Raw genomic sequence first — 23,171 nt, forward strand, 5'->3', positions numbered from 1 at the left:
CGGTATGATTAAAACTTCATGCCCTCGTACTCCAGTTTCTCGTCTTCAGCTGTTTCTTTTATATGAAGTTTAATATTGCTGCTACGTGCTGTCTCTTTGTAGTTCTCGATCAATTCGATCACATCCGGGTCTACTACCGCTGAGCGTGACATGTCAATCTCCAACTCTGAGTTCTCAGGCACTCTGCGAAGCTCTTCCAGAATATTGCCTTTGTTCAGGAAAGTCACTTCCTCTGCCAGCACGATACGATACTTGTCTCTGCCTGCCGGCGATTTTTCCTTCACCATGGTATGCGACACATGGTAGCTGTTTTTGAGGATAAAGAAGATCCCCACTACCATACCAATGCCTATACCTGTGAGCAGGTCCGTGAACACAATGGCCAGCACAGTCACGACAAATGGCAGAAACTGGTTCCAGCCGCCACGGTACATGGCTTTGAACAGCGCCGGTTTCGCCAGCTTGTAACCCACCACAAAGAGTATGGCTGCCAATGAGGCCAGCGGAATCAAGTTGAGCACACCAGGTATAGCGATCACACTGGCCAGAATCAGTATACCGTGAATAAGCGCCGAGAGCTTGGTGCGACCACCAGACTGAATGTTGGCCGAACTGCGAACGATCACCTGTGTAATAGGAAGACCACCGATCAGACCCGATACAATGTTACCCACACCTTGCGCCTTCAGTTCGCGGTTAGCCGGGCTAATGCGCTTTTGTGGGTCAAGTTTATCAGTTGCTTCCAGACAAAGCAACGTTTCAAGGCTGGCTACTACCGCAAGCGTACCCGCCAGTAACAGCACCTCATAGGTTAGGATGCGGCTAAAGTCAGGTGTGGTGAACTGCTGAAAGAAGCCACCCAGACTGGAAGCTACCGGAAGCTCAACCAAGTGATTAGCGCGCAGCGCTATATCCGGGAAAGCGCTCAGGAACACCAGATTCAGCACGATGCCTAATACTACAACGACAAGCGGCCCCTGGATAATCTGAAATATCTTGCCTTTCTTGGACAGTACCGTATCCCAGAAGATCAGGATCATCAGCGAAAGGACGCTGATAATAACCGCTGCCGGTGACACATAGCGCAACGAATCGAAAATCAGTGAGAAGGTGGTTTCGCCGCTCGGTTCCATGAAATGCAGACTACCTTCGTAGCTCTCGTCATAACCAAAGGCATGCGGAATCTGCTTCAGGATGATGATCACACCGATACCAGACAGCATTCCTTTGATGACCGATGAGGGGAAATAATACCCGATACTTCCCGCCTTCAGGAATCCCAGCACCAATTGTATGACACCAGCCAATACCACCGCCGACAGGAATACCTCAAAACTTCCCAAGCCTTCGATGGCATGCAGCACGATCACAGCCAGACCAGCCGCCGGGCCGCTCACTCCCAACTGTGAGCCACTGATAAGCGTTACAACTATACCTCCTACAAAGCCGGCAATAATACCGGAAAACAGAGGCGCACCGGACGCCATGGCTATACCAAGGCAGAGCGGTACTGCGACCAGGAACACGACAATACCTGCCGGTAAATCATTTTTCAACTCTTTAAAGGTAACCATAGCGGATCTTCTTCTATAGATAGGTTTAAAACTTATTACAATAGTATTACTTTAACGCCACAAAGTAAAGCCCTGTTTAGTTCAGTTGCTATTTTTTTTTGCCTGGTTTACCCCATCCTTGTATGATTTATATCATTGTTTTTAGAAGCGTATGCTTGTAAATCGCAGCCTGTATGGAGCCGACCAATAACTCCTTCGGGAAGCATGTTTCCTGAATGTCGTATATTTGCCTGCCTCGGACCAGGGTAGCGTATGTTAGCGAAGCCCTTTTATTTACCCTTAACCCTGCCTATACCTATGCAACAGTGGACTAAACTGAATAAAGAAACTATCCGGACCATCGTATTCAATGCTTTAGAGGAAAACATAAATTTTTACGACGAGAACATACTGGGCATACCTGGCTCCCATCTTGACAACAAGGTATTTTACCAAGATGCGCCTTTCCTCAAAGATGCTCCCTTCCTGACAGCCCTTATTCATAACCCAAACCATATTGGCTGCCATACCCTGGGAGCTTCCGAATCTTTCTTTAGGGGGACGCACCAGATTGAGCGTGAACTGATTGGCCTGTGTGCTGAGCAGATTCTGAAAGCCGAGCCCAACAGCTATGATGGTTATGTGGCAGCTGGCGGCACCGAGGCCAATCTACAGGCCATCTGGATCTACCGCAACTACTTCCGCAACCGTGACGGCGTACGCAACGACAGCATTTGCATCCTCTGCTCCTCCGATAGTCATTACTCCATGAGCAAGGCTGCCAATGTGTTTGACCTCGACATTGCCACCGTGCAAGTGGACAACGACACCCGCACCATTGACGAGGAGCATCTGCAGGAAGTGATCTCTGCTCAGAAAGCAAAGGGCAAGAGTCACTTCATCGTGATCGCTAACATGATGACAACTATGTTTGGATCAGTGGATAGCGCTGATCTATATGCAGCTACACTTGAATCCAACGATTGTCAGTTCATGATTCATGTGGATGCCGCTTTCGGTGGTTTTATTTACCCTTTCACCAACCCGGACAACACACTTAACTTCCAGAATAAATACATTACCTCTGTCACGCTGGATGCACACAAGATGGTGCAGGCACCTTACGGCACGGGCATTTTCCTGATCCGGAAAGACTTCATGCAGCACGCTAATACTAAGGAGGCAAGCTATGTGGAGGGAGAGGATTTTACGCTGATCGGCAGTCGTTCCGGCGCCAATGCTATCGCTGTCTGGATGATCCTGATGACCTACGGCCGTTACGGCTGGGAGGAGAAAACCACTACCCTGCTGAACCGCGCCACCTGGCTGGCTGCTGAGCTCGACATGGCAGGTATAGCCTACTACCGCAACCCGCACTCCAACATCATCACAATCCGCAGTGAACACCTTACCAAGGAAATCGCCAGTCGCTACGGCCTTGTGCCGGACAATCACCACGCTCCTAACTGGTATAAGGTGGTAGTAATGGACCACGTGACCATTGACCGCCTGATCCCCTTGCTTGAGGACTTGAAAGCCTACCAGCAGCTAGCCTGCCTGGCAGAGTAGTTTCCATACCTAAGGTCATCCTATTAAACGAGAAAAGGCTCCTGTTAAAGGAGCCTTTTCTCATTGATGAAGCTTTGCTATACCTATAGCGCTTCTGTTAACTGCCGCTGGGCGGTTGCACCCGTGCCTTGATAATGCTGTAGAAAAAGTGCCAGCTTGTCCATGGTGTGGCTCAGTTCCTGCAGCTCGGGCAGGTACACGATACGGAAGTGATCTGGCTGCTGCCAGTTGAAGCCGCTTCCCTGCACCAGCAGTACATGCTGCTGCTTCAGAAAGTCCAGTACAAAAGCCTGATCATCGGCGATGGCGTACTTCTTGACATCTATCTTCGGGAAGAGATAGAAAGCCCCTTTTGGCTTCACGCAGGTAATGCCAGGTATAGTGATCAGCTTTTCGTAGCAGACATCCCGCTGCTGCCGTAGCCTGCCGGTTGGTAGCACCAGGTCGTGCATATGCTGATAGCCTTTCAAAGCTGCGGGTATGCCAAACTGCGCTGGCACGTTGCTACATACCCGCAGGCTGGCCATGGTATTCAGCCCGTCAATGTAGCTTTTGGCCTTTGCCTTGTTGCCGCTCACCAGCATCCAGCCTGCTCTGAAGCCTGCTGCCAGGTAGTTCTTGGAAAGCCCGCTGAAAGTTACCGTTAGCACTTCATCCGAAAAGGTAGCCGTGGAGCGGTACTCTACTTCGTCGTACAGGATCTTATCGTAAATCTCGTCTGAGAACAGCACCAGGTTGTGCGTGGCCGCCAGCTCTACCAGTTCCTGCAACAGCTCCGGGGCGTACACTGCGCCAGTCGGGTTGTTGGGGTTGATGATTACAATGCCCTTGGTCCGGCTGTTGATCTTACTCTTGATGTCATTCAGGTCAGGATTCCAGTCGGAGGCTTCGTCGCAGAGATAGTGCACAGCCTTGCCTCCCGAAAAGCGCACCGCCGCCGTCCAGAGCGGGTAATCCGGTGAAGGCACCAGTACCTCGTCGCCCTCGTTAAGCAACCCCTGCACCGCATGCAGGATCAGCTCGCTCACGCCGTTGCCAATCGAGATATCGTCCGTGTGGATGCCAGCTATTCCTTTGGCGGTGTAGTAGTCCCTGATCGCTTCACGGGCCTGCAGTATCCCTTTATGGTCTGAGTAGCCCTGCGCATGGCGCAAGTTATCGATAATGCTCTGGGTCACTTTTTCCGGCGCGTCAAAGCCAAAAGGAGCCGGATTGCCGATGTTCAGCTTCGTGATACGGTGCCCTTCCAACTCCAATTCTTTTGCCTTTTCGTATATGGGCCCGCACAGTTCGTAATGAACCGCATTGAGCCGCGTACTGCGTTGTATCATGTAGGTATAGATTTCTCCAAAATTAAAGCTTTGCAGCACATTTTCCGCTAGTACATATACCTAAATATACAGTCTATTTCTCTTTCGTATAAACTACTTGTGATCGCCTTTATCAGCGTAAATAAAGGTGTTCCTACTTTGTGGAAAAGCAAGAGCACAGCTCTATACCTATAATTTAACTATAACTACACTTATACCTGAAATTCAGTCTAGTAAAACCAAAAAAACTGCTATAAACATAGGTACCTTTCCGTGAGAGAGATATTCTATTACAGTTGATCAGTTTGCATTTTGAGTGCTCTACCATGCTCCAGATGCATGCACAGCGCAGGTAGCGTCCTTTGGACAAAACTTCTCAGGTCTGCGTCTTCAAAATCTTCGGTAGCCTGCTCATACAAATCCAAAGCCTCCTCGTGCGCAGCCACCTGTTTATTCGCGAATTCTTTATCGAACTCCGTTCCTGTTAGGCTTGCCTTCCCGTTGGCTTGTATGCCACAAAATATAACGGCTTCCATGGACTCTTACTCGTTGCTACCCATTCATTTACTGGCAGTGCATTGGGATAGTTCACCTAAACACACAACTAAATGCTAAAAATATTAGTAAACATGACAACTATATTAGCAAATACTATATATATTTGAGCGATATAAATGCTAGAGTACCAAACGAGATAGCACTATGGAAAAGACATATACCCTGAACACCCTACCAAACAGCCTCGAGCTTCTCCCATTACAAGCCTCTGAGTTGCTTGAACTACCCATCAGCCAGAGTTACGTAGCGGCAGGCTTCCCCTCCCCGGCTGACGATTACCTGGAAGACAAGATTAACCTGCAGCAGGTACTCATCCGAAACCCCACCGCTACCTACTTGGTGCGGGTCAGGGGTGAGTCGATGCGTGACGCCCGCCTTCACGATGGCGACATACTGGTCGTGGACCGTTCTCTAAAGCCCAGTCACGGGCACATCATCATCGGCGTAGTAGATGGCGAGTTTACAGTGAAGCGACTCTTGCAGAAAGGTCTTCGGCTATACCTACAGCCAGCCAATGAACTATATCCGCCCGTGGAGATTACCGAAGAAATGGACTTTAAACCCTGGGGCGTTGTAGTGTGGTCGCTTCATAAGGTAAACGGCGGCCATGACTAGTCTTTTCGCTCTCGTGGACTGCAATAACTTCTATGCCTCCTGCGAGCGGGTGTTTGAACCGAAACTGGAAGGCAAGCCCATCGTGGTGCTCTCCAATAACGATGGTTGCATCATCGCACGGTCCAACGAAGCCAAGGCGCTGGGCATTAAAATGGGTGAGCCTGCCTTTAAAGCAAAAGATGTCATAGCACAACATAACGTACACGTTTTCAGCAGCAACTACACCCTGTATGGCGACATGTCAGCACGGGTGATGCAGACGCTGGCACAGTTCACACCCAACCTAGAGGTATACTCTATTGATGAATCTTTCCTGGACCTGGGCAACTTCTACGGTCGCGACCTGAACCAGTATGCTGATGAGATGCGCCTTACCGTGAAGCGTTGGACAGGTATACCGGTATCAGTGGGTGTAGCCCCGACCAAGACCCTGGCTAAGTTGGCCAACCGTCTTTCAAAGAAGTCGAAGAAGGCCGATGGCGTGCTGGTATTGACTGACGAGCGGCATATACAGGAAGCACTGCGACGCACCGAGATAGGCGATGTGTGGGGCATCGGAAGGCGATACGCCCATAAGTTGGCAAGCTTCGGTATACATACGGCCCTGGACCTGCGCAACGCCTCCGACACCTTTGTAAAAAAGCATTTGACGGTAGTAGGACTGCGCACCGTGCGGGAGCTACGCGGCGAGCCCTGCCAGGACCTAGAAATGGTAGCGCCCAACAAGCAGCACATTTGCACCTCTCGCTCCTTTGGTGGTCCCGTATCGGATTTGCCCCAGCTGCAGGAAGCCACGGCCAACTATGCTTCGCGCTGTGCCGCCAAATTGCGCCGCCAGGGGAGCTGCGCGGGTGCCATTACGGTTTTCCTGGAGACAAATCGCTTTCGGGAGAGTGATGACCAGTACTTTAACAGTAAAACCATTTCCCTGCCCACGGCTACCAGTAGCACACTGGAACTACTACACTACGCCAATCTGGCCCTGAAAACCCTCTATCGAGCAGGCTACCGCTACAAGAAGAGCGGTGTGATTGTGTCGGAGCTAAGGCCGCAAAATCAGGTACAGACCAGTTTTCTCGACACCGTGGACCGCGAAAAGCACCAACGCCTGATGCAGACCCTCGATAAGCTCAACAGCGTCTGGGGCCGCGACACAGTCACCAGCGCTGCCCAGGGCATTACGCGTCCCTGGCAACTTAAGTGCGAGAAGAAATCGCCCTGCTATACCACGCAGCTGGAGGAACTACTGGAGGTAGGGTAAATACCTGACCACAACCCCTTCTTTGGCAGGGAGGCTTCTAACTTGCGCGATGCCCCAGCTATCGCTATCAAATTAGCAGCCCTCAGCAGATTAATGGTAGCTGAAAACACTTAGAAACACTCCAGATTTCTCACTGGCGTTCAAAATGACAGAAAAGAACTTTAACACGATGAAAGCAAACGAATTTTTGAAAGGGCGGGGCGCTCAGTACAATCCCACAAACCCATACCTGAAACAGGAATATGTAGCCGAGCACATCGAGGGACTGGACGAAGCCATGCTATCCAACTCTAAAACCGAGTTCTTTGCGGAGCATCCCAAGAAAATTGTGAACAAGGTGGAGAGTCCGGACCTGGGGCTCTCATATTCCATGAACCCCTACCAGGGCTGCGAGCATGGTTGTGTGTACTGCTACGCCCGCAACTCGCACCAGTACTGGGGCTACGGCGCCGGACTGGACTTTGAACGCAAGATTATCGTGAAAGAGAATGCTCCGGAAGTGCTGGCCCGTCAGCTGGAAAACCAGAAATGGCAGGTGATGCCCATTATGCTGGCCGGCAACACCGACTGCTACCAGCCCATTGAGGCGAAGAAGCAGTTAACCCGCCGTATGCTGGAGGTGCTGCTGCAGTACCGCCATCCGGTCAGCATCATTACCAAAAACGCCCTCATCCTGCGCGACCTCGACTTACTGCAGGAACTCAACAAACTGGACCTGGTGCATGTAAACATCAGCATCACAACACTGGACGAGAAACTGCGTCAGAAACTGGAGCCCCGGACCGCCACCGGCGCCAGACGCCTGCAGGTGGTGAAACAGCTGACAGACGCCGGTATACCTGTCAACGTGATGGTGGCCCCCATTATACCTGGTCTCAACGACTCCGAGATTCCGGCTATCATTAAAAGTGCAGCTGAAGCTGGTGCCAGCAGTGCGGCTTATACCATCGTGCGGCTCAACGGCAGCATCGGCCCCATCTTCGAAGATTGGATTCGGGAGGCCTTCCCCGACCGGGCCGACAAGGTGTTGAGCCAGATAGCCGATTGCCATGGTGGTCAGTTAAACGATAGTCGCTTCGGCACCCGCATGCGAGGTGAAGGCAAATTCGCCGAGGCTATCAATAAGCTTTTCCATATGAGCCGCAACCGCTACATGGCCGGCCGAAGCATGAAACCTTACAACTATAAGCACTTCTGTACCAGAGCAGGTATACAGATGAATCTATTTTAAAAGTTGAAGCGGGTACAGGTATAAAACCTGCACCCGCTTCTCCTTCTATGGGTATCTTAATGGCTTAAAGCGCTCCTTTTATCTTATTGATGATTCCTCCTTTGCCGTCCATCTGTTCTACTTGGGCGTGACCTCTTGGATCTGGCGGCCCTAGCTGAGGCTCACCACCCTGGGGCTCTGCCGGTGTCATCTTAAACTCGCCTTTGCCGTCCATGGAAGTACCCTGAGACCAACGGCCCTCTGCACGTGGCGCCCCGTTAACGGCCGTGCTCACAAAAGCATAGTTAAACTGCTGGTTCTCCTCAGCCTGCGGGAAGCTGTTCGGGATGGGGTGAACGCCCTCTAAGCCGCCAAGCTCCTCCAGCACAGCCAGCCACTGGTTCTGGTGCATGGTATCACGGGCGATCAGGAAGGCAAGCATGTCCTTCATGCCTGGGTCATCAGTTGCCTCCCACAGTCGGGTTGCCAGCACGCGGCCCGTGGACTCAGCCATTACGTTGGCATACATATCAGCAGCCAGGTTGCCGCTCCCTACTACCCAGGAGCCGTTGAACGGAACGCCATTGCTGTCGACTGCCATCGCGGCAAGACCTGAGGAAAGCACGTGCCGCGGATTCATCCCGCCCATTACAGCGCCAATCACCTTATCTTTAGCCATATCTTCCTGTAAAGAAAGCGGCGCGCCCTCCAGATTCAGCGCGACGGCCGTGGCTAGCATTTCAATATGGGCCATCTCTTCTGTTCCGGTTTCCAGCAGCATGTCACGGTACTTGGCAGGTCCCCTTGCACCCCAAGCCTGGAACAGGTACTGCAGACAAACTCTGATCTCCCCTTCAATGCCACCAATGGCTTGCTGCAACATATTAGCAAAAGCCGGGTTTGGCTTTTCTACCCTCACTTTGTACTGTAGTTTGTTATCATGATAAAACATAGATGTATAGGACTTATGAGTAAAACATTTCAGAACTTACGGCATGCAGTATCAGATGTTATAAATCAAGTACAAATACGTAACGTTAAAACACAAAAACATAGTTGCATAAAAGTATAGGTATAGAAGCATTCCGCTGAGAATATATCAGCGTTGTCGGCTCCATACTATAACATTTTTCAGCTAATAAGGTATAGGAAGCAACCCCGCCGCCTGCTATTGTAAGACAGCAAAACGATTACATGGAACCCGGAAAAGACATCATTGTAAACAGTTGGGCAGAGGTACAATCGGCCTTGTTCGACCACAGCTGGAACGAGAATATAAAACGATTCCGCTCCTCGTATGTATACCGTGGCAGCTGGAGCAAGGAGTACGACCTGAGCACCAGTTTAACCCGCCTTGGCAGCCGCTACTACGAACTGGAGCCCCATATTTTGCGGAACTTCCGAAAGTACGCCCACAGCAATTCTGCCCCCGGCGATTCTGTTTGGAACTGGCTGGCAGTGGCTCAGCACCACGGTCTGCCTACCCGCCTGCTCGACTGGACCTATTCGCCCTATGTAGCGCTGCATTTTGCCACCCAGGACCTGTCCAGCTATCATGAAGACGGCGCTATCTGGTGCGTGGACTACGTGAAAGCCAATGACTTTTTGCCGCTCAAACTGCAAACGGCTATCAAAGAAGAGGGCTCCAATGTGTTTACGCCCGAGATACTGCAACCCGTTTGTTCTTCTCTCAAGGAACTGGCTTTGCTTCAGGAGAAAGAATATGTGGTGTTCCTGGAGCCACCTTCATTAGACGCCCGGATTGTGCACCAGTATGCTCTCTTCTCTCTGATGTCAACGGCACAGGCAAACATGAGCCAGTGGCTGGAGCAGCATCCGGAACTGTACTTTAAAGTGATTATTCCAGCCAGCTTGAAGTGGGAAATACGCGACAAACTGGATCAGGCCAACATCACGGAGCGGGTGCTCTTCCCGGGTTTGCAGGGGCTGAGCCAATGGTTGAAGCGCCACTATACGCATGAGTGAGTTTTTCACTAAAAAAGGAAGACTGGCCGCTGTTTCCTCACAAAATATCTATACTTTAATAAACTATTTACACCGCATACCTATACCCGCCCATGAATTCCTTTTTACTCACTACCCGTGAAGCGATCAAAAGCTTCATGCTGAACAACTTACCACCCTATCCCTTTAAAAAACACCTAAAACCTGCTGCGGCAGTGTTGGCAGCCACACTCTTGCTAGGCACGACTTCCTGCACCCAGGACAAAGAGGTCCATTCAGCTTCGTTGCCGGCTTCAACTGAAAAGTATGAACTGCCGGCTCAACCAGCTGACAGCACTGTCACCGCCTCTACTGACACCGCAGCGGCACAGAAACCAACTATTGCGCCTGCACCAGCTGCTGCTGCTGAAGCACCTACAGTATACCCAGGTCCTGAACCGCTGCCAGGTGCCATACTTCCACACAAGCGCATTCTGGCCTACTATGGCAACCCATTGTCAAAGCGCATGGGCATATTGGGTGAGTATCCGGTGGACGAAATGCTACGCCGCCTGGACGAGGAAGTAGCCAACTGGACAAAAGCTGACTCCCTGACACCGGTTCAACCTGCCCTGCACGTAATTGTGGTTACAGCCCAGGGGCATCCCGGCCGTGGCGACAAGTACCGCCTGCGCATGACCGATAAGATGATCGAGGATGTACTGGAGATGGCCAGACAGCGTGATGCTATTGTATTTCTGGACGTACAGGTAGGCCGGAGTACCCTGCCTGAGGAACTTCCCCGCCTGACCCAGTTCCTGAAGCTACCGAACGTGCACTTAGGTATAGATGCTGAGTTTGCCATGAAGGACGGCGAAGTACCGGGAAAGAAAATCGGAAGCTTTGACGCCGAAGACATTAACTACGCCACCGGAATGCTTGCTGACATCACAAAAGAGTATAACCTGCCGCCTAAGTTGCTCATCGTGCACCGCTTCACGCAGCGCATGATCCAGAATACACAGAACATCAAGCTAAGACCAGAGGTACAGGTGGTCATGCACATGGACGGCTGGGGGCCACCGGCGCTCAAAAGGGACACATACCGCCGTTTTATCGCCAAAGAGCCGGTACAGTTTACAGGTTTCAAGGTGTTCTACAAGAACGACACCCGCAACAACTCCCGCCTGATGACGCCAGAAGAGATTCTCAAGCTTAATCCAAAGCCATTGTATATCCAGTACCAATAGAAAAATAAAGAGAGCGTAGCCGTCGGCTACGCTCTCTTTATTTTGTCTTTCATCCAGGTATCCACCAAGTCCACTAGTCTCTGGTTGAATGTGGGCCGGAAAGTATCCTCTTCCGCACTTCCTCGCCTCTTTACGTGCTCCTGCATGGTGCCTACTTCCATAAACCCATGGTCGGTACGGGGCAGCAATTCGAAAGTGGCTTTGCCAGGATAATAGCTGTTAACCAGGGTTACCACTAACCGAGCACCTGTTGGGTCCAGAGCAGCGATATCGGCTTCTCCGTAGATTGCCAGGGTATAGGCGTTGGCATCGCGCCATGCCTGGCCCATGGGGAGGTCTTGCAGATCCTGCAGGAAAGTATAGTGCCGGCCATACAGGTGCCCTTGCCCATCGTAATCCATGATATTTTCCAGCGCAGTGCGGTAATCAGGATTTTTCGCCAGCTCTTCCGGCGTTTTCTTCAGAATCATAAACTCGTAAAGCAACGGCACCACGGTTCGCATGTCATTGTCTACCTGGACGTAATCAGCTCCCAGAAGGGTGCGCTGGTTGCGGTATACCTCCAAAAGGTACTCAAACCAGGGTTTTCCCGTGATGCCGTATACCATCAGGCCTTTCACTTTTTCACGGGCCGCCATCAGTGGAGCCGTATTGCCACCGAGGGAGTGGCCAAACAGGAAAACGTTTTCCGGATCAACGGCGGGATCCTGCTTCAGCAGCTTCAGACCGGCTGTGAACGCCTCCAACTCTTCCTGATAACCGATCTCCGTGCAGGGCTTGCTTCCCTGGCTGTCACCCGAACCGGGCTTGTCCATCCTGAAAACAGCATAACCCCGGGCTACCAGGCCATCGATCAGCTGCCGCTGCGGGTCTTCGGCCGGCAGGTTATCCAGGCTGCTGCAGCCATAGCCCTGCACAAAAAACACAGTCGGGAAGCGGCCTTTGCCTTTCGGCTTTTTCAGGATGGAGCGGGCGTAGCGATTGTCAGAAAGGGGCACCTCCCCATACCGCACCTCCGCACGCGGGTCGGTTTCGAAAGGCATGGGTTGTACTTTTCCCTTTACAGTGGTCTGCTTACCCTTGCGATTGAGATCGAGTGACACAGACTCGCCTGTGCGAAAATGACGGGCCATCGCAGGCACGTCCATGTAGTTGTTGACGGGTGTGCCGTTGACACGCACAATCACGTCGCCGGCCTGTAGCTTGAGAGCGGCAGCCGTGCTGTTGGGAATCACGCGCCGCACAAAGGCTCCCTGGGTACCGGACAAGCGATTAGCAATGGCCAGCGAGTCGGTGACCGGCGATACCTGCACCCCCAGGAAAGGACGGCGCTGCAGATGTTGCCCCCATGCCACAGAGCAGGCAAAGAGACAGAGAACAAAGAGCAAGCAAATTGGTTTCTTCATAGTGCAGAATATTAAGCTGATGCAATGATGCACTCAATTTACGCGGTAGGGCGAAGCATTGCGAGAAGAGTCAGCTTAAAACGCCCACTTTTAACTAAATTTTAACCTTTTTGCCTAAAAAGGCTTTCTGATTATGGAAAATATTGCCGAAATTATCAGCATCCCGCTACGCAGGTAAAAAATTTAAAATTTTCGGGATCAACAGTGAGTAAAAAGGCCTGGATTTTGCGTTACAGGTATAAGACAAATTAAGCCAATGCACTTATAAAGCCAGAAGGGCCATAGGCGCCAGAAACCACAAAAGCAGGGAATCATGACGCAATTTTTCAAGCTCTCTAATCTGACTACGTTTTTAGTTCGGTTCATCCAGATCATCATCGTGTTTCCGATGGCGGTCCTTATCAGTTTTTACCTACCGCCCATCAGTTTCATCGACTATGAGCTGAACTTCCTGTTGTGCGTTATTCTGGCGGCTATTATCTCTGTAATTGTCACCAGCATCAATAAAAAACTTATCCTGCTGGCTTTCGTGGGCATCATGGGGGCTATGTTCTTCAACAGCACTTTCGATGACTATACGGTAGAGAACCTCTACGCCGACTACAATGCCATGCTGGTGAACATGACCAGCAATTCCAGCAAAGTATCTTATTTTAAACCTGTCAAAGGTACTTATTTTCAGGAGCGTCGCGTGAAGAGTGCCATGCAGCCAACCCATCCTGTGGTGCGCTCCTTTGCCGTGGAGAACTCCACCCGCTATTTTCATGACGAGTATTACCGCAAGTATGGTAAGATAGTGCGCTATTTCTCACTCTTCAAGCATGTGCGCAACAGCTGGCGCTATGTAAACGACCCGCTCGGCCTCGACTACTACTCTCCTCCTACCGAGAGCATAAAACTGCTGGCCGGCGACTGCGATGACTATGCCATCCTGATGGCCTCCTCTATCATGGCCATTGGCGGCGAGGCCCGCATTGTGATTTCGCCCAACCATATGTACACGGAGGTGAAGATGGGAACCGTGGAAGATCTGGACAAGGTAAGTTATGCAGTGCGCTCACTCTTCCCGGATGAAGTGACCGGCGGCAAGATCCATTTCCATGAAACCAACGGAGAGCTTTGGATCAACTTCGATTATACGGCAGGTTATCCGGGTGGTCCTTTCCTGGAGCCGGAACTGTATAGCGTGATCAACTTCACGAATTCTTAATACCGGTTACACCTGACGGGTAGCTAAATTTTTGGATTTATCGTACAAATGCTGCAGCCGCTTGATTAGCGGCTGTTTATTTTCTATACTTACCGTTTACAGCATAAAACGAACGAAAAAAATATGCCCAAAATCCTGATTATAGATGACGAACGGGCCATTCGCAGCACCCTGAAAGAGATCCTGGAGTTTGAAAACTATACTGTAGATGAAGCCGAGGACGGCCAGAAAGGCCTACATCAAATTGGCAAGTCGAAGTATGACGTAGTGCTCTGCGACATCAAGATGCCAGGTATGGATGGTATAGAAGTGCTGGAAAAAGCCATGGAAATGGCACCTGACACTCCTTTTATCATGATATCAGCGCATGGCACCATCGACACGGCCGTGGAAGCCACCAAAAAAGGCGCCTACGACTTCCTGCAGAAGCCACCGGATCTGAACCGCTTGCTGGTCTCGGTACGCAATGCGCTGGACAAGTCGAACCTGGTGACCGAGACCAAGATCCTCAAAAAGAAAATATCGAAGACCTACGAAATGGTAGGTACTTCAGAAGCACTGGGCCGCGTTAAGCAGGCGATTGAGAAAGTTGCCCCTACCGATGCCCGTGTGCTGATCACCGGTCCAAACGGATCGGGCAAAGAACTGGTGGCGCGTGCTATACATGAGCATAGCAACCGCGCCAATGGCCCGCTCATCGAAGTAAACTGCGCCGCTATACCGAGTGAACTGATCGAAAGTGAATTGTTTGGACACGAAAAGGGCTCTTTTACCTCTGCCGTGAAGCAGCGCATTGGTAAGTTTGAACAGGCGAATGGCGGCACGCTCTTCCTGGACGAGGTGGGCGACATGAGTCTGTCAGCACAAGCCAAAGTGCTGCGTGCCCTACAGGAGCATAAAATCACTCGCGTAGGTGGCGACAAAGACATCCAGGTGGATGTGCGTGTGCTGGCTGCTACGAACAAAAACCTGCTGGAAGAGATTGAAGCCAAAACCTTCCGCGAAGACTTGTACCACCGTTTGGGCGTGATCCTGATCCATGTGCCGCCGTTGAACGAGCGCCGCGAGGATATACCTGATCTGGTGCAGAAGTTCCTGCAGGACATCGCCAATGACTACGGCAACAAGCCGAAGGCCATCACAAACGATGCGCTGGAATACTTAAAGACGCTGGATTGGCGCGGCAACGTGCGTGAACTGCGCAACGTGGTGGAGCGCCTGGTGATCATGAGCGGTCAGGAAGTGACGCTCGAAGACGCCAAGGCTTACGCCCGTCCTGCCGGTTCTTAACCATACCTTATACTCACCTACGCAAAGCGCCCCGACCAATTGGCCGGGGCGCTTTGCTTTTATACCTGCCGTACTGTTGGAGATTCAACCACACCACAGTAATAGCTATTCTGGAATCAGCTCTTAAGGCTTTCATTACGCTGCCGCTTTGCCCTTCTTCAGCATACAGCATTGCTTGTATTTCTTCCCGCTGCCACAAGGGCAAGGCTCGTTTCGACCCAGGCGTTTGCCATAGGGGTTAAGCAATGCCCGGAAGTTGAGACGAAACCGCCTTTTGGGGTTCTGCTGAAAGACTTTGGTCAGCATTTCGTACAGGCGTGGGTGCTTTTCAGCTAACTGGTCGGGTTTCTCGAAGAAATACTCCGTGACCACCGCAAAGAATTCTGCCTCGCTGGTCGCGCCATAATTGTTAATATCAGACTTTCCTTTTTCGATCTGGCTGATTTTGCGGTACATCAGCTCCTCCCAGGGCTGCAGCAACTCGTCCGGCAAGTAAGCCTTAGGTACACCGTCTATCTCGCCATCAGCTTGATCGAGCATGTGCGCAAACTCGTGTATACCCACATTCTTACGGTCAGCCATATCATTAAAGCCCTGCTCCAGCGCCGGTTTGGACAAGGTAACGTAATGATCGTTCTGAAACGGATTCACACGTCCCAGTACCTCAGAAACAGCTTCGTTATCCTGATTCTTATACCTGTGAATACTACCGGGGAAAACCAGCACCTCTCCCAGGTTGTGATACTCCCAATCCTTGAACCCGAATATCGGGATGATGGCGCTAGAGCCAACCAGGACCTTGGTCGTGTCATCTACCTCTGTGTCTATACCTGTGATGCGCTTTTCGGACACAAAAAGAAGAAGCTTCCGCTCAAAGCGTTGTTTCTCCTCTTCGGTTTTTAAAGTATGGTAAAAGCCTACACGGTCCTGCAGGATCTTGCGCCACTCAACCGGAAAGCCTTTCTCTAAAATCTGCTTGCGGTGACGCTCCTTGCGGGTGGCCCACCTGTAAAACAGCAGCAGCATACCTGCCACCAGTGCAATAAAAAATATGTAACCCATGGGCAGCTTAAACGGCGAATTGATATTTTGGATGTTAGGCAATCAAAAGATTACAGCCCCGGATGTCAGAATTATCAAAGCGGCCCAGCACTTCGAAGGTTCCGTCTGGTTTCAGACGCCCGATATCTTTTGTTTCTATGAAAGCACAGGAGTCAACATTGGCCAGGTCAATGACATTGATGCCGCCTGTACGCATATCCGGACGAATGTCAAAGGGATCGTTGAGGTCGCGCAAGAGCACCCGCAAGGTATAGCCCGGATGAAAGAGGCCATCACCTAAGGAATAAGCCTGCGATAGCAGCTCTGTCATGCCATACTCTGAGTGGATCGCATTCACCCCAAAGCCACGCTTCAGGTAGGCGTGCAGTTCTTCCCGGATCATCTCCCGTCGGCGTCCTTTCATACCGCCGGTCTCCATAATGGTCACATGGCTGAAATCCTCCTGCCCTTTCAGTTCATCAGCCCAGTCAAGCAAAGCGTAGGAAACACCGATCAGCAGTACTTTTTTTCCTATCTGCTGTGTCCTTTTTACAGTTTGTAGCAGCTCGTCATGGTTACGCAGGTAGAAGCCTTCCTCCTGCTGCCCTGACTGCTTCACAAAATAATCGGCCATGGCGACAAGGGAAGAACCACCCTGCTCCAGGTATGAGGGTAGCAGCGCCAGCACTACATAATCAGTCAAGGGGCCGTAGAATGACTCGAAAATATGCTTTGTAGTGCGCAGGTACCAGTCAAGGCTGGCTACTTGGTGTCGGCTACGCGTCATCTGGGTGGTACCACTACTATAGAAGGTCACCTCCGGCCGAAATGCACCTGTCTTGACTTCGTGCGTCTTGAAGAACTCAATGGGCAGAAAAGGAATCTCTTCCAACTGAGCGACCTGCTTAGGATCACGCCCCAGGTGTTGCAGATAGTCACGGTATATCAGGTTATGCTCAGCCTGGTACCTGAAAAGCGCCAGGGCAGTTTCTGCAAAATCGAAAGGCTGATCAGCCAGTGATAGCTGCAGGTGTCGGGCTTTGAAATCCATCCAAATTATTTATAACAATTCCTGTATCTGTTCGTTTGATTTAGTAAATTTAGCTTCATTTTCTGAGATCCCACATGAGATACTTGCTAAAGTATGGTGCGCCTTGCCTGCTATTGCTGCTGGCCCTTAGCTCCTGCCGTAAAGAGCCTGTCTATGACGTAGTGCCTGAGATTGAATTCAGACGCGTAGAGCAATACTATTTTGTGGACACTCCTTTTCCTCAAAGGCCAGATATCACCTCTTTGCGAGATTCGCTAGTGCTGGTCATTGGCTTTAAAGACGGCGACGGCAACCTGGGTCTTTCCAGTAACCGGGAATCTGATGATTTCCGACCTCCTTTCAATGAAGGCTCCCCGTACGAGCAAAATTTTCATACGGTGATGTACATCAAGGTCCCAGATCCAAACAACCCAGGCAATTCCCGCTTTATACCTTACCCTTTTCCGGTGCCAGGCTTCCAGTTCTCAGGTCGCTTCCAGCGTCTGTCAGCGGATGATCGTCCAGAACCGCTTGAGGGTGAAATCAAGTATAGCATCAACGAAATCAACGCATCGGAATTTCCATTGCTCCGCCCAGGTACAGTCATCAAGTTTGACATCTATATCTACGACCGCACGACCCCTGTACCGAATCGCAGCAATGTCGTGACAACTGACGAAATTACCTTATTTCAGCCAGCAGGCTAAACAGGAATCAGGTATAGCAACAGCAAGGCCCTGTATCACGCGGTACAGGGCCTTGCTGTTTTATCTCAAATGACTTTCAAGTATTCCTAATACTAAGACTGTCGCTATACCTAAGAGCAACCTTAGCTAGCTTTAAGCTAAAAATGACTAGTGGCCCCACTTGTTCTGAATCATGACAAGCAGGGCCACTAGCCTATTGTTCTATACCTGGCAGGTTCTAAAGCTAAATGACCTCAGAGCCTACTGCAGGCTAATAAATCACAGGATAAGCCTTTGGATCGGCCTCGTGCATGATCTCGTATACTGTCTCGAACACATCCTCTGGGTTTGGCTTAGAGAAGTAGTCGCCATCAGACGAGTAAGGAGGACGGTGCGCATGCGCTGACAGGCATTGCGGCTTCGAATCCAGGTAACGCCAGGCGCCCTGCTCGTCTACCACCTGCTGCATCATGTAAGCGGTTGCACCACCTGGCACATCCTCGTCAGCAAACAGTACGCGGTTAGTCTTACGAATCGAGTCTGTGATCATGTGCTCCAGGTCAAACGGCAGTAAAGACTGTACGTCAATCACTTCGGCAGAGATCCCGAACTCCTCGAGCTGACGGGCAGCATCCATCACAATGCGGCACATAGAACCATAAGTCACGATGGTAATATCAGTACCCTCCTTCAGTACTTCCGGCTTGCCAAGCGGCACGGTAAATTCACCTATGTTGCTAGGTATGCGCTCTTTCAGACGGTAGCCGTTCAGACACTCAATTACCAGTGCCGGCTCGTCAGATTTAAGCAGTGTGTTATAGAAACCAGCTGCCTGTGTCATATCGCGCGGCACCAGCACGTGCATCCCTCTGATGCTGTGCAGAATCATACCGATAGGAGAACCAGAATGCCAGATACCTTCCAAACGATGGCCGCGGGTACGTACGATCAGAGGAGCCTTTTGACCACCTTTGGTACGATACTGCAGGCAGGCTACATCGTCAGACAGAATCTGGATAGCATATAATAAGTAGTCGAGGTACTGGATTTCAGTGATCGGGCGAAGACCGCGAAGAGCTGCTCCTATACCTTGTCCGATGATAGTGCACTCGCGTATACCTGTATCGGTCACACGCAACTCACCGTGTTTCTCCTGCAGACCGGCAAAAGCCTGGTTCACATCACCAATACGGCCTACGTCTTCGCCAATGGCAAACACTCGCGGATCACGGGCCAGCATGGCATCGAAGCAAGCTTGTAACACTTCGCGTCCATCCACTTGCTGCGCGTCTTCCGCAAACTCCGGTTTGATTTCCTCTACTAGCAAAGCAGCCTCTTCGGACTGGCTATATAAATAGGAGTTAAATCGGTCAGCATTCTCACCCATGGTCTGCTCCAGCCAACCAACCAATTCTCGCTTGGCCTGGTTGTTTTCGTCGCGTACGTAACGGAGTGCTTTGCGTACCGCTCTCACTGCATCGCTGCGGATCGGGGTTCCGGTTTTTCGTAGCTCTTCTGTGATAGTAGCGATTTCAGTGATATGCTCGCTGGCAGCTGCCAGATTATCCATCAGCGTCAGGGCCTCTTCATGGTCTGCCTTGATGCTGTCAGCAAATGCTGACCAAGCGGCAGTACGTGCCTGTCGTACAGCTTCTTTTGCCTCGTTTTCAATTTGGTCAAGCTGTTCAGCAGTGGCCACACCAGCACTCAGCATCCAGTCGCGCATTTTCACCAGGCAGTCGTGCTCAGCTTCCCAAGCCAGACGATCCTTAGACTTGTAGCGCTCGTGCGAGCCAGAGGTCGAGTGTCCTTGTGGCTGCGTAACTTCCTCTACATGCACCAGTACAGGTACATGTTCTTCACGGCATACCTTAACGGCTGCCTCATAAGCTTCGCAAAGTGCCAGGTAATCCCAGCCTTTCACTTTAAATATCTCGTAGCCCTGCTCCTCGCGGTTGTTGCGCTGGAAACCGGCCAGAATTTCAGAAATACTTCCTTTCGTAGTTTGATACTCAGCTGGCACCGAAATACCGTAACCGTCATCCCAAACAGATACCAGCATCGGCACTTGCAATACACCGGCCGCGTTGATCGCCTCGAAGAACATACCTTCAGAGGTAGAGGCATTGCCAATCGTACCAAAGGCAACCTCGTTTCCATTCACTGAAAACTGCTGCATACCCTGCAAATCAGGGTTTTGACGATATAACTTTGAGGCGTAGGCCAGTCCTACTAGACGGGGCATCTGCGATGCTGTAGGCGAAATATCAGAGCTGGAGTTTTTCTGCTCCATCAGGTTCTTCCATTTCCCTTCCTCATCGAGCAAACGGGTACCGAAGTGGCCGTTCATGGCACGGCCAGCAGTAGAGGGCTCAGCCTCCACATCGGTATGTGCATATAGTTGTGCAAAATATTGCTGGAGCGTCAGTTCGCCGATGGCAAACATAAAGGTTTGGTCACGATAATAGCCTGAGCGAAAATCGCCGTTCTGGAAGAACTTGGCCATCGCCAGCTGGGCTACCTCCTTGCCATCGCCGAAAATACCGAATTTGGCTTTGCCCATGAACACCTCTTTGCGGCCAGCAAGGCTTGCATGGCGACTCTCCCAGGCAATGCGGTAATCAGTCAGTATTTCTTGAACGCTTAATCGTTGAGTTATAGATGCTTCAGCAGTTTGCATGTCTTGTCTGTAAAAGCTTATAGTGGAATTTCTCTTCAAAAGTACAGAAGATTAGCCTAAAATCAAATTAGAGCCCTTCTGCCGCCTAATTAGGCATAGGAATTGTTGCTGTTATTTGTCAAAAGATTTTATATCTTTGTTTGTTTGCAGAACCTCCTTTTACAATCGCAATATTTTTTTAATTAGCACCATGAACAGAAAATTTTACTTACTTACATTACTTAGCCTTCTGTTGGCTGGTTTTTCGGCCCAGGCGCAGGGTGAACTCAAGTTTGAGAAAGAAACGCATGACTTTGGCACTTTCGCTGAGGGTGTGATCGCCTCTTATGAGTTTGTAGTGAAGAACGTAGGTGACAAGCCTGTGGTTATAGCGCAGGTACAGCCATCTTGTGGTTGCACCACGCCAGAGTGGACCAAAGACCCGATCATGCCAGGAAAAACCGGTGTAATCAAGGCGATGTATAACAGCAATGGCCGTCCGGGACCATTCCATAAGTCTATTTCTGTAATCTCTAACGCTGCCACACCACAGGCCGTTATTTTCATTAAAGGAGAAGTTGGACCAAAAGATTTAAAAACTAGTCACACGCCGGAACAAAAAGCAAATTCGCCGCGTTTGGCTGTTGGAACTACTTCACATAGCTTCGGAAAACTTGAAAAAGGACAAAAAGCGGTGGCAAAGTTTACAATCAAAAATACAGGTCGGCAGGACCTGGTAGTGCAGGGTGTGAAGGCAAACTGCAACTGCGTAACCTATAAAGTTTCGGAACCATCATTAAAACCGGGACAGCAGGCAACTTTGGAACTAACCTACATTCCCACGATGTTAAGGGAGCAAAACGAGGTAGTAACCATCGTATCAAATGATATAGTAATGCCAGACCTGAAGCTTACGCTGAAGGCAAATGTAGTAGAGAGTCTGGCTCAAAAGAATATGTTAAGGGAGGGCAGTCAGCCGGTACCTTTCAGATAGTTTTTTTCATAGTTTTATTTTGTACTAATGGCAGTGATTTTATCACTGCCTTTTTTCATTTAGTGCTATCGTGTACAAAACTCCCAGCACCTTACGATGCAATTCCCAAGCCTGTGGGAGCTTCCCTTCATCCAGAGTTCGATACGAACCGCTTTTTAACGACACTAGCCTCTCTCCCCAGCTTTAGCAAAGCACTTTAAATCAGCCAACTGCAAATGTGCTGACAATGTTGAAACAGGTTTTCTGTTTAGCCTTTTATTTCAAGATAGATATGGTATATTTGCGCAGCTTTTCCAATATCTAATACTATAAATAGAACGACATGATTATTGGTGTTCCAAAGGAAATCAAGAATAACGAAAACCGCGTAGGCGTAACCCCTGCCGGCGTGGTGGAACTGGTGCGCAATGGCCACACCGTTTACGTACAGGCTACTGCCGGTGAAGGCAGCGGTTTTACAGACGAAATGTATACTCAGGCTGGCGCTAACATCCTGCCTAGCATTGAAGAGGTATACGGCATCGCTGAGATGATCATTAAAGTGAAAGAGCCGATCGAGTCAGAGTACAACCTGATCAAAGAAGACCAGTTGCTGTTCACGTACTTCCACTTTGCTTCTTACGAGCCGCTGACGCACGCTATGATCAAGCAAAAAGCGGTTTGCCTTTCTTACGAAACGGTAGAGCGTGCTGACAGAAGTCTCCCACTGCTGGTGCCTATGTCAGAAGTTGCGGGTCGTATGTCCATTCAGGAAGGTGCCAAGTATCTGGAGAAACCACTGAAAGGCCGTGGTATCCTGCTGGGTGGCGTACCTGGTGTTCGCCCAGCCAAGGTGATGATCCTGGGTGGTGGTGTAGTAGGTACCAACGCAGCTAAAATGGCTGCAGGTATGGGCGCTGACGTGACTATCCTGGACACGAACCTGGCCCGTCTGCGTTACCTGGACGATATCATGCCAGCCAACGTGAACACGTTCATGTCGAACGAATATAATATCCGCGAACTACTTCCTACGCACGACCTGATCATTGGTGCCGTGTTGATCCCAGGCGCTAAAGCTCCTCACCTGATCACGCGCGACATGCTGAAGGAAATGCGTCCGGGTACCGTTGTAGTTGACGTTGCCGTTGACCAGGGTGGTTGCATCGAGACTTGTAAGCCAACTACGCACGAGAACCCAACTTACATTATCGACGATGTGGTACACTACTGCGTAGCGAACATGCCGGGTGCCGTTCCTTATACTTCAACACTGGCACTTACCAACGCTACCCTGCCTTACGCTATTCAACTGGCGAACAAAGGCTGGAAGAAAGCCTGCGCCGACAGCAACGAGCTGAAGCTTGGCTTGAACGTGGTACAGGGCAAAGTGGTGTACAAAGGTGTGGCAGAAGCCTTCAACCTGGAGTACACTGAAGTTGACTCTGTTCTTTAATCTAAGGTATAGCCTGAATTTATAAGTGGAGCGCCTTCCTGATCTGATCGGGAAGGCGCTCTTGTTTTGCAACCACATCGCAATGCGCACCATTTTCAATATCTTTGTGTTTTATTGCCGACCAGCCTCATCCGCTGAGGTGATTATGAC

Annotated in this window: 19 protein-coding genes; 11 read left to right on the forward strand and 8 right to left on the reverse strand. The window is 50.5% G+C overall.

The window, feature by feature from the left end:
* Nucleotides 1-8: 8 nt before the first annotated feature.
* Nucleotides 9-1,574, reverse strand: a complete 1,566-nt coding sequence (locus tag AC5FX6_RS05640) for a SulP family inorganic anion transporter (RefSeq protein WP_493596044.1) — start codon at nt 1,572-1,574, stop codon at nt 9-11.
* A gap of 297 nt (nt 1,575-1,871) precedes the next feature.
* Here AC5FX6_RS05640 and AC5FX6_RS05645 point away from each other — a divergent pair, with 297 nt between their 5' ends.
* Nucleotides 1,872-3,122, forward strand: coding sequence for a pyridoxal phosphate-dependent decarboxylase family protein (locus AC5FX6_RS05645; protein ID WP_493596045.1), 1,251 nt, complete (start codon nt 1,872-1,874; stop codon nt 3,120-3,122).
* An 83-nt stretch (nt 3,123-3,205) separates the two neighbouring features.
* Here the strand turns inward: AC5FX6_RS05645 and AC5FX6_RS05650 are convergent, their stop codons facing one another.
* Nucleotides 3,206-4,453: a pyridoxal phosphate-dependent aminotransferase gene (locus AC5FX6_RS05650; RefSeq protein WP_493596046.1), complete on the reverse strand. Its 1,248-nt coding sequence runs from the start codon at nt 4,451-4,453 to the stop codon at nt 3,206-3,208.
* Between the two features lie 269 nt (nt 4,454-4,722).
* Complete coding sequence (locus tag AC5FX6_RS05655) at nt 4,723-4,968, reverse strand: DUF4142 domain-containing protein (protein WP_493596047.1); 246 nt, start codon at nt 4,966-4,968, stop codon at nt 4,723-4,725.
* A gap of 166 nt (nt 4,969-5,134) precedes the next feature.
* Between AC5FX6_RS05655 and AC5FX6_RS05660 the strand changes: the two genes are divergently transcribed.
* From AC5FX6_RS05660 to AC5FX6_RS05670, 3 genes are all read left to right on the forward strand, one after another.
* Entirely contained in the window at nt 5,135-5,605 is a 471-nt protein-coding gene (locus AC5FX6_RS05660) for a LexA family protein (protein ID WP_493596048.1), read from the forward strand.
* Nucleotides 5,598-6,866 (forward strand): Y-family DNA polymerase, encoded by a 1,269-nt coding sequence (locus AC5FX6_RS05665; protein WP_493596049.1) that lies wholly within the window; start codon nt 5,598-5,600, stop codon nt 6,864-6,866. The genes AC5FX6_RS05660 and AC5FX6_RS05665 overlap by 8 nt, the downstream gene beginning before the upstream one ends.
* A 169-nt stretch (nt 6,867-7,035) precedes the next feature.
* Nucleotides 7,036-8,097, forward strand: coding sequence for a PA0069 family radical SAM protein (locus AC5FX6_RS05670; protein WP_493596050.1), 1,062 nt, complete (start codon nt 7,036-7,038; stop codon nt 8,095-8,097).
* A gap of 64 nt (nt 8,098-8,161) precedes the next feature.
* Here the strand turns inward: AC5FX6_RS05670 and AC5FX6_RS05675 are convergent, their stop codons facing one another.
* Nucleotides 8,162-9,028, reverse strand: coding sequence for a manganese catalase (locus tag AC5FX6_RS05675; protein ID WP_493596051.1), 867 nt, complete (start codon nt 9,026-9,028; stop codon nt 8,162-8,164).
* A gap of 242 nt (nt 9,029-9,270) precedes the next feature.
* Between AC5FX6_RS05675 and AC5FX6_RS05680 the strand changes: the two genes are divergently transcribed.
* Nucleotides 9,271-10,062, forward strand: a complete 792-nt coding sequence (locus AC5FX6_RS05680; RefSeq protein WP_493596052.1) for an FRG domain-containing protein — start codon at nt 9,271-9,273, stop codon at nt 10,060-10,062.
* A gap of 92 nt (nt 10,063-10,154) precedes the next feature.
* Nucleotides 10,155-11,270: a hypothetical protein gene (locus AC5FX6_RS05685; RefSeq protein WP_493596053.1), complete on the forward strand. Its 1,116-nt coding sequence runs from the start codon at nt 10,155-10,157 to the stop codon at nt 11,268-11,270.
* A gap of 26 nt (nt 11,271-11,296) precedes the next feature.
* Here the strand turns inward: AC5FX6_RS05685 and AC5FX6_RS05690 are convergent, their stop codons facing one another.
* A complete protein-coding gene (locus tag AC5FX6_RS05690; protein WP_493596054.1) occupies nt 11,297-12,676 on the reverse strand; it encodes an alpha/beta hydrolase family protein in 1,380 nt (459 codons plus the stop codon).
* A 313-nt stretch (nt 12,677-12,989) separates the two neighbouring features.
* Here AC5FX6_RS05690 and AC5FX6_RS05695 point away from each other — a divergent pair, with 313 nt between their 5' ends.
* Complete coding sequence (locus AC5FX6_RS05695) at nt 12,990-13,886, forward strand: transglutaminase (protein ID WP_493596055.1); 897 nt, start codon at nt 12,990-12,992, stop codon at nt 13,884-13,886.
* 123 nt (nt 13,887-14,009) lie between these two features.
* On the forward strand, nt 14,010-15,176 hold the full coding sequence (locus tag AC5FX6_RS05700; protein ID WP_076421651.1) for a sigma-54-dependent transcriptional regulator: 1,167 nt from the start codon (nt 14,010-14,012) through the stop codon (nt 15,174-15,176).
* A gap of 135 nt (nt 15,177-15,311) precedes the next feature.
* Here the strand turns inward: AC5FX6_RS05700 and AC5FX6_RS05705 are convergent, their stop codons facing one another.
* Both AC5FX6_RS05705 and AC5FX6_RS05710 read right to left on the reverse strand, forming a co-directional pair.
* A complete protein-coding gene (locus AC5FX6_RS05705; RefSeq protein ID WP_493596056.1) occupies nt 15,312-16,238 on the reverse strand; it encodes a zinc-dependent peptidase in 927 nt (308 codons plus the stop codon).
* A gap of 34 nt (nt 16,239-16,272) precedes the next feature.
* Nucleotides 16,273-17,268, reverse strand: coding sequence for an acyl transferase (locus tag AC5FX6_RS05710; RefSeq protein ID WP_493596057.1), 996 nt, complete (start codon nt 17,266-17,268; stop codon nt 16,273-16,275).
* 74 nt (nt 17,269-17,342) lie between these two features.
* On the opposite strand from AC5FX6_RS05710, the gene AC5FX6_RS05715 reads away from it, so the two are divergent.
* The gene (locus AC5FX6_RS05715) at nt 17,343-17,954 is read left to right on the forward strand and encodes a hypothetical protein (protein ID WP_493596058.1); all 612 of its coding nucleotides are present in this window, start codon (nt 17,343-17,345) and stop codon (nt 17,952-17,954) included.
* 250 nt (nt 17,955-18,204) lie between these two features.
* Here AC5FX6_RS05715 and AC5FX6_RS05720 read toward each other — a convergent pair whose 3' ends face one another.
* Nucleotides 18,205-20,613 (reverse strand): alpha-ketoacid dehydrogenase subunit alpha/beta, encoded by a 2,409-nt coding sequence (locus AC5FX6_RS05720; RefSeq protein ID WP_493596059.1) that lies wholly within the window; start codon nt 20,611-20,613, stop codon nt 18,205-18,207.
* Between the two features lie 190 nt (nt 20,614-20,803).
* Between AC5FX6_RS05720 and AC5FX6_RS05725 the strand changes: the two genes are divergently transcribed.
* Together AC5FX6_RS05725 and ald are read left to right on the forward strand one after the other, a co-directional pair.
* The gene (locus AC5FX6_RS05725; protein WP_493596060.1) at nt 20,804-21,586 is read left to right on the forward strand and encodes a DUF1573 domain-containing protein; all 783 of its coding nucleotides are present in this window, start codon (nt 20,804-20,806) and stop codon (nt 21,584-21,586) included.
* A 322-nt stretch (nt 21,587-21,908) separates the two neighbouring features.
* The gene (gene ald, locus AC5FX6_RS05730; protein ID WP_493596061.1) at nt 21,909-23,021 is read left to right on the forward strand and encodes an alanine dehydrogenase; all 1,113 of its coding nucleotides are present in this window, start codon (nt 21,909-21,911) and stop codon (nt 23,019-23,021) included.
* The last annotated feature ends 150 nt before the right edge of the window (nt 23,022-23,171 follow it).

The sequence above is a fragment of the Pontibacter sp. LHS2 genome, assembly GCF_058932845.1.